Raw genomic sequence first — 6,486 nt, 5'->3', positions numbered from 1 at the left:
GGCCCCAGCCGCTGCAGCGGATTGGATACGGTCTGGAGCGCCAGGTTGAGCGCGGCCGACAGCGCGATGATGCTGACGCAGGGGATGATCTCGACGTTGAACTCCAGCCCCTGCGCCACGATGAAGATCGCGGCCAGCTGGCCGAGCACCGCGAGCCAGCGCAGCCGCAGGATCGTGTCCAGGCGGATATGCCGCTGTGCGTGGCGGAAGTCGGTGTCGGCAGTCTCAGTCATCTCGGCCAATGTGGCGGTACCTTCCAGGGTCACAAACGCAGCGCTCGCGGAACCACCCCGATTACAAGCCTTGCGCTCTCCGCTGCAATAGCAGAAGAACGGCTAGCATGACCGGGAACGACAAAGCTTCAAGTCCGCCGACTGTCGCGGAGCGCAGCGCCTCTGCGGCCATCGCGGTCGATCATCTCGTCAAGGTCTACAAGCAGACCCGCGCCGTCGACGATATCTCCTTTTCGCTGCCGCGCGGCAGCATCACCGGACTTCTGGGCGGCAACGGCGCCGGCAAGACCACGACCATCGCCATGATCATGGGCCTGGTGCTGCCGACCTCCGGCCGCGTGCAGGTGCTCGGTCATGGGATGCCCGAGGAAAGTGCCGCCGTGCTCGGGCGGATGAATTTCGAAAGCCCCTATGTCGACATGCCGATGCGGCTCACGGTGCGGCAGAACCTCACCATCTTCGGCAAGCTCTATGCGGTGAAGAACCTTCCCGGCCGCATCGCCGAGCTCGCCGACGAGCTCGATCTCACCGATTTCATCGACCGCGCCAACGGCAAGCTCTCCGCCGGCCAGAAGACCCGTGTCGCGCTGGCCAAAGCGCTGATCAACAAGCCCGAGCTGCTGCTCTTGGACGAGCCGACCGCCTCGCTCGATCCCGACACCGCCGACTGGGTGCGGGCGCACATGGAGCGCTATCGCAAGGAGAACAACGCCACCATCCTTCTGGCCTCGCACAACATGCTCGAGGTTGAGCGGCTCTGCGACCGCGTCATCATCATGAAGCGCGGTCGCATCGAGGATGACGACACGCCCGATGCCATCATGGCCCGCTACAACCGCACCACGCTGGAAGAGGTGTTCCTGGACGTCGCGCGCGGCCGGGTGAACGGCGCGAAGGAGGCGGCGAGGTGAGGTGGCGTCTCCCTGATTCCTATATCGGCACCCACAACCGTCATCCTGAGGTGCAAACCTTGCATCGCAAGGTTTGCCTCGAAGGATGGGCAGGAGCGCGCGCTTGCGGCCCATCCTTCGAGGCGCGCGAAGAGCGCGCACCTCAGGATGACGGTTATGTGCGTGGCTGGTGCCGTAGCCCGGATGGAGCGAAGCGTAATCCGGGACCGTCGATTGCGGCCCGCCGCTTCACGCATGCGAGCCTTGATTGTTCTATCCTCGCGCACAGTCGTCATCCTGAGGTGCGCGCCTTTCGCGCGCCTCGAAGGATGAATTGCAAGCGTATGTGGCTCATTCTTCGAGGCAAGCCTTGCGACGCGGTACGCATCGCAAGGCTTGCACCTCAGGATGACGCCGGTGTTTGTGGCTGGCGCCGCGCCCCGGATTGCGCTGCGCTCCATCCGGGCTACGGGAGTTTGCCATGACCGGGATCTCCCTCCACCGCGGCATCTCCGCCCAGCGCATCGGCGCGATGATCCTGCGCTATTGGTATCTGCTGCTGTCGTCCTGGCCGCGGCTGCTCGAGCTGCTGTACTGGCCGGCGCTGCAGATCATCACCTGGGGCTTCATCCAGTATTACATCGCCGAGAACTCCAACTTCTTCGCGCGTGCCGGCGGCACGCTGATCGGCGCGGTCATCCTCTGGGACATCCTGTTCCGCGGCCAGCTCGGCTTCTCCATCTCCTTCCTGGAGGAGATGTGGGCGCGCAACCTCGGCAACCTCATGATGAGCCCGCTGAGGCCGATCGAGTTCCTGCTGTCGCTCATGGTGATGAGCCTGATCCGGCTCGCGATCGGCGTCATCCCGATGACGCTGCTCGCGCTGATCTTCTTTCACTTCAATGTCTACAGTCTCGGCCTGCCGTTGATCGCGTTCTTCTGCAACCTGATCTTCACGAGCTGGTCGGTCGGCATCTTCGTGTCGGGCCTGGTGTTGCGAAACGGCCTTGGCGCCGAGAGCATCGTCTGGACCCTGATGTTCGCGATCATGCCGCTGGCCTGCATCTACTATCCCGTCAGCGTGCTGCCGGTCTGGCTGCAATACGTCGCCTGGGCGCTGCCGCCGACTTACGTGTTCGAGGGGATGCGCGCGCTGCTGATCGAAAACACCTTCAGGATCGATCTGATGCTGGATGCGTTGGCCATCAATGCAGGTCTTCTGGTTGCTTCTTTTTGGGCATTCCTTGCCCTTTTGCGCAGCGCCAGGAAGAATGGCTCGTTGCTGTCTGGCGGCGAATAACGTCACTTTCTCGTGGATTCAGGCTGGTTTAACCGTCTTCGCTACGTAGATGTACGGAACCATGCATTGACGCAATATTACGCATTCGGCAGTATGCTGCGATGCGAAGAGGATTATGAAGATGCCTATTGGTGAGTTTGGCGGCGCGCCGCCCCTGGCGGCCGAAGGCAGTCCGGTCCTGACGACGCCGATGTACTGGATGTACGAGATGGCGCAGGCCTCTCTCAATCCGGCACGTGCGGTCACCGACGCGACCAAGCTGCTGTTTCAAAATCCGCTCAATCCCTGGGCGCGCACCGAGGTCGGCAAGTCGGTCGCCGCGGCCTGCGAATTGTTCGAGCGCACCACGCGCCGCTACGGCAAGCCGGAATGGGGCCTCAACGACACCGAGGTCAACGGCATCCGTGTCCCGATCGAGATCCGTTCGGTCTGGGAAAAGCCGTTCTGCCGCCTGCTCTACTTCGATCGCAAGTTCACCCGTCCGCTGCGCAGCCCGCAGCCGCGCGTGCTGATCGTGGCGCCGATGTCCGGCCATTATGCGACGCTGCTGCGCGGCACGGTCGAGGCGTTCCTGCCCGCGCATGAGGTCTACATCACCGACTGGGCCGACGCCCGCATGGTGCCGCTCAGCGACGGCCGCTTCGATCTCGACGACTACATCGACTACGTCATCGAGATGCTGCACGTCCTCGGCGGCAACACGCATGTGCTGGCGGTGTGCCAGCCCTCGGTGCCCGTCGTCGCCGCCGTCTCGGTCATGGAGGCGCGGCGCGATCCCTTCGTGCCGACCTCGATGACGCTGATGGGCGGCCCGATCGACACCCGCCGGAATCCGACCGCGGTGAACAATCTCGCCCAGGAGCGCGGCATCGACTGGTTCCGCAACCACGTCATCACCAAGGTGCCGTTCCCGCATCCGGGCATGATGCGCGACGTCTATCCGGGATTCCTGCAGCTGAACGGCTTCATCAGCATGAATCTCGACCGGCACATGGATGCCCACAAGCAGCTGTTCGCCAATCTGGTGAAGGGCGACGGCGACCTCGTCGACAAGCATCGCGACTTCTATGACGAATATCTCGCGGTGATGGATCTCTCCGCCGAGTATTATCTCCAGACCGTCGACACCGTGTTTGTGAAGCACTCGCTGCCGAAGGGCGAGATGACCCATCGTGGAACCCGCGTCGATCCCTCCAAGGTCACGCGCGTCGCGCTGATGACGGTCGAAGGCGAGAACGACGACATCTCCGGTATCGGTCAGACCGAAGCAACGCACACGCTGTGCAGCGCGATTCCCGATCATCGACGCGTTCATTACGTCCAGAAGGGCGTCGGACATTACGGCGTGTTCAACGGATCGCGTTTCAAGTCGGAAATCGTGCCGCGGATTCACGACTTCATGGTCTCCGCTGCGAATCCGAGTTCGTTGCAGGCGATTGCAGCCGAGTAGTTCCTCATGGTGAGGAGCGCGGAACGCGCGTCTCGAACCATGAAGGTGCGGATCTCGCGTGCGGCCATCCTTCGAGACGCCCGCTGCGCGGGCTCCTCGGGATGAGAACGGAAACAGCTGCTTTTTCGGCTTTCCCGTCGAAATTTCAGGTCCTGCCGGAGGTTCCGGGAGGCCCGGTGGCCTCCCAGATTCGAGGTATTTAGGTAGCGATCTAGGAGTGAGTCAGCCCTCACCCCTTGGGGGTGCCGCATGCGTCCAGCGGGGGCGAAAAAAGCCGGTTCCAACCCCAGTCTGTAGGGTCTCCCGGACGTCAGACCCCTGTATATTGGGCAAATGATTTGTTTTTGCGCCGAGCGCTTTCCCTGGCGGCGGTTATGGCAGAATCCGGGCGACCTCCTGCTCCCCGGACTGACAGACATGGCCACTCGCGCACTCCTTTATCGCCGGCCCCACGAACCGAAGACCCTTTTGATCGCCCATGGGTCGCAATTCTTTGCAATTCGGCTGCGAAGGCACCGCCGCGCCCGCCGTTACACGCTCAGAATTCATCCGAGCGATCGTGAGGCGATCCTCACAATGCCGCCCAAGGGCACGCTCGCCGAAGCCAAAGACTTCGCGCAGCGTCACGGCGCGTGGATCGCGGCACGTCTTGGCCGTTTGCCGAAGGCGGCGCCGTTCCAGCCTGGCACAGTGATACCGCTTCGCGGCACGCCCCACCGCATCGTTCATCGCGCAGGCACCCGCGGCACGGTGTGGACCGAGACGCGCGACAGTGGCGAAAAGATTCTCTGCGTCGCCGGCGGGCTCGAGCATGTCGATCGCCGCGTCAGCGACTTCCTCAAGCGCGAGGCGCGGCGCGATCTGCAGCGTTCGGCGGAAGCCTATGCCGGTGAACTCGGCGTCAGGGTCAAGCGGCTCTCGATCCGCGATCAGTCCAGCCGCTGGGGGTCCTGCACCTCGGCCGGTTCGCTGTCGTTCTCCTGGCGCCTGATCCTCGCGCCGCCCTTCGTGCTCGACTACCTCGCCGCGCACGAGGTCGCTCATCTCGTCGAGATGAACCACTCGGCCCGGTTCTGGCGCGTGTGCGGAAAAGTCTGCCCGTCGATGGAGCGCGCCAAGAAGTGGCTCGACACCTACGGGAATGATCTGCACCGGTACGGGGTCGAGGATTAGCCTCCGCTGCCAGCCCGACACTCGCTGTCGTCGCCCGGCTTTGACCGGGCGATCCAGTATTCCAGAGGCAGCTGTTATAGAGCCGAGACGCCGCGGCGTACTGGATTCCCCGCCTGCGCGGGGAATGACAGCGGAGAACGGCGCCGCGCGCTCCTCACGCACTGAGATCCGCACTCGTCCCCGGCTGGGTGCGTGAGGCGGGATAGGATGATTGCTGTTGCGCGCTGGCCTTCTGGCCCTCGGCCAGCATCGCCTGGAAGGCGGCGTCGAGTTGCTCGCGGCTGTAGGCCGTGGATCTGTTCTCGCGCGGCGTCCACTGCGATTGCGTGATCGCGGTGAAAGCTTTTTCGACGGTGCCACCGAGTCGCTCGGCGTAGCTGTCGGCCCGCCACTGCGCCAGATCAGGTCCGCTCAGGCCGGGAGGATCGTCCAGCTTGCCGATCTTTGCCGCCGCCTCGTTGGTCATCGCCGAGGAGCCGCCATTGTACAGCGTGGCCACCACCTTGCCGTTGACCTTCACCTGCGCATAGGTGTTTTGCGGTGCATTGTCCGCGACGGACGGTTGGATTGCACTGGCGTCGTGGGTCATCAGCCAGTTCGTCGCCATCAGGTCGTGCAGGGCAGGATCGTCCGCCACCGATATCAGCTTGGCACCTTGCAGCGGCTTGAGTTGAGAGACGTCGATCCGGAAGCCGCTGGTCGTTCTGTCGGTTGCAGCCGGCAGCTCCGGCTGGAGGCCCGCTGCCGCGTTTGCGGCAGACGCTGACGCGGGCCGCAGATAAGGCAACGCCGCGCTGGACACGCCGGAAATCATGGAACGCTCCCTGGTGCGAACTCAACCTCAGGGAGCAAGTCATGGGCCAATCGCGGGGCTTGAAGAGACTGGTGTTTTTGCTTTCAAGAAGCCACCGGCCTCGGTCAATCCTGCCGCAATAGGCAGGACTTGCCGAAGCGGTGGCAGGACGCGGCGGCGGAGAACGAGGCGACCTCAACGCGCTTTGCGCGATTTCCGCCACATATCGCGATGATTGCGGGCAACGCTCGATTAGCCGTGCCGCATCAGACGCTTCGCACGATCCGCCGCGCGTCGCGTCGCGAACCATCGCCTACTGTGCATGGGGTTGTTTTCGAAGTTTTGCTTTGAGGCCCCCAAGCAGGGCTATCGGTTCCCGCCAAACAACCGGTCCATCAACCATCCATCCAGCCCGGCCGCCGCTTCCGGCCGCGCATTCGCCCGCGTCGGTTGCGGGCGATAGCCGCTGTTGTTCACTGGTGCCGGCCCGGGCGGCGGTGCTGTCGGCGGCGACACCTGCGAGGCCGCCTGCGCCAGGTTCGACAGGCCCCAGCCACCCGGCGAGCTCGGCAAGTTCGCCACCGGCACGCCCTCATGCGCCGTCTTCATGAAGCGCGACCACACCTCCACCGGCAGGGCACCGCCGG

5 protein-coding genes and 2 pseudogenes are annotated in these 6,486 nt (G+C 63.8%); 4 read left to right on the top strand and 3 right to left on the bottom strand.

Annotated elements, in window-relative coordinates; all coding sequences use genetic code 11:
• A pseudogene (locus tag PMI42_RS27455) lies at positions 1–233 on the bottom strand (sensor histidine kinase); the annotation flags it as partial.
• A 107-nt stretch (positions 234–340) separates the two neighbouring features.
• On the opposite strand from PMI42_RS27455, the gene PMI42_RS27450 reads away from it, so the two are divergent.
• From PMI42_RS27450 to PMI42_RS27435, 4 genes are all read left to right on the top strand, one after another.
• A complete protein-coding gene (locus tag PMI42_RS27450; protein ID WP_008140270.1) occupies positions 341–1,144 on the top strand; it encodes an ABC transporter ATP-binding protein in 804 nt (267 codons plus the stop codon).
• Between the two features lie 460 nt (positions 1,145–1,604).
• On the top strand, positions 1,605–2,423 hold the full coding sequence (locus PMI42_RS27445; RefSeq protein ID WP_008140269.1) for an ABC transporter permease: 819 nt from the start codon (positions 1,605–1,607) through the stop codon (positions 2,421–2,423).
• 121 nt (positions 2,424–2,544) lie between these two features.
• Positions 2,545–3,873 (top strand): polyhydroxyalkanoate depolymerase, encoded by a 1,329-nt coding sequence (locus PMI42_RS27440; protein WP_008140268.1) that lies wholly within the window; start codon positions 2,545–2,547, stop codon positions 3,871–3,873.
• Between the two features lie 333 nt (positions 3,874–4,206).
• Positions 4,207–5,046 carry a M48 family metallopeptidase gene (locus PMI42_RS27435; protein WP_081502955.1) on the top strand — a complete coding sequence of 280 codons (840 nt, stop codon included), beginning with the start codon at positions 4,207–4,209 and terminating at the stop codon, positions 5,044–5,046.
• Between the two features lie 154 nt (positions 5,047–5,200).
• Here PMI42_RS27435 and PMI42_RS27430 read toward each other — a convergent pair whose 3' ends face one another.
• Together PMI42_RS27430 and PMI42_RS40545 are read right to left on the bottom strand one after the other, a co-directional pair.
• Positions 5,201–5,860, bottom strand: a complete 660-nt coding sequence (locus PMI42_RS27430; RefSeq protein ID WP_008140265.1) for a hypothetical protein — start codon at positions 5,858–5,860, stop codon at positions 5,201–5,203.
• Positions 5,861–6,205: 345 nt separating this feature from the next.
• Positions 6,206–6,486, bottom strand: a pseudogene (locus tag PMI42_RS40545) (penicillin-binding protein); the annotation flags it as partial.

The organism is Bradyrhizobium sp. YR681, from assembly GCF_000282615.1.
Lineage (GTDB): Bacteria > Pseudomonadota > Alphaproteobacteria > Rhizobiales > Xanthobacteraceae > Bradyrhizobium.
The sequence above is the reverse complement of the archived record's forward strand: the minus strand, read 5'-3'. Positions and strand labels throughout refer to the sequence as shown.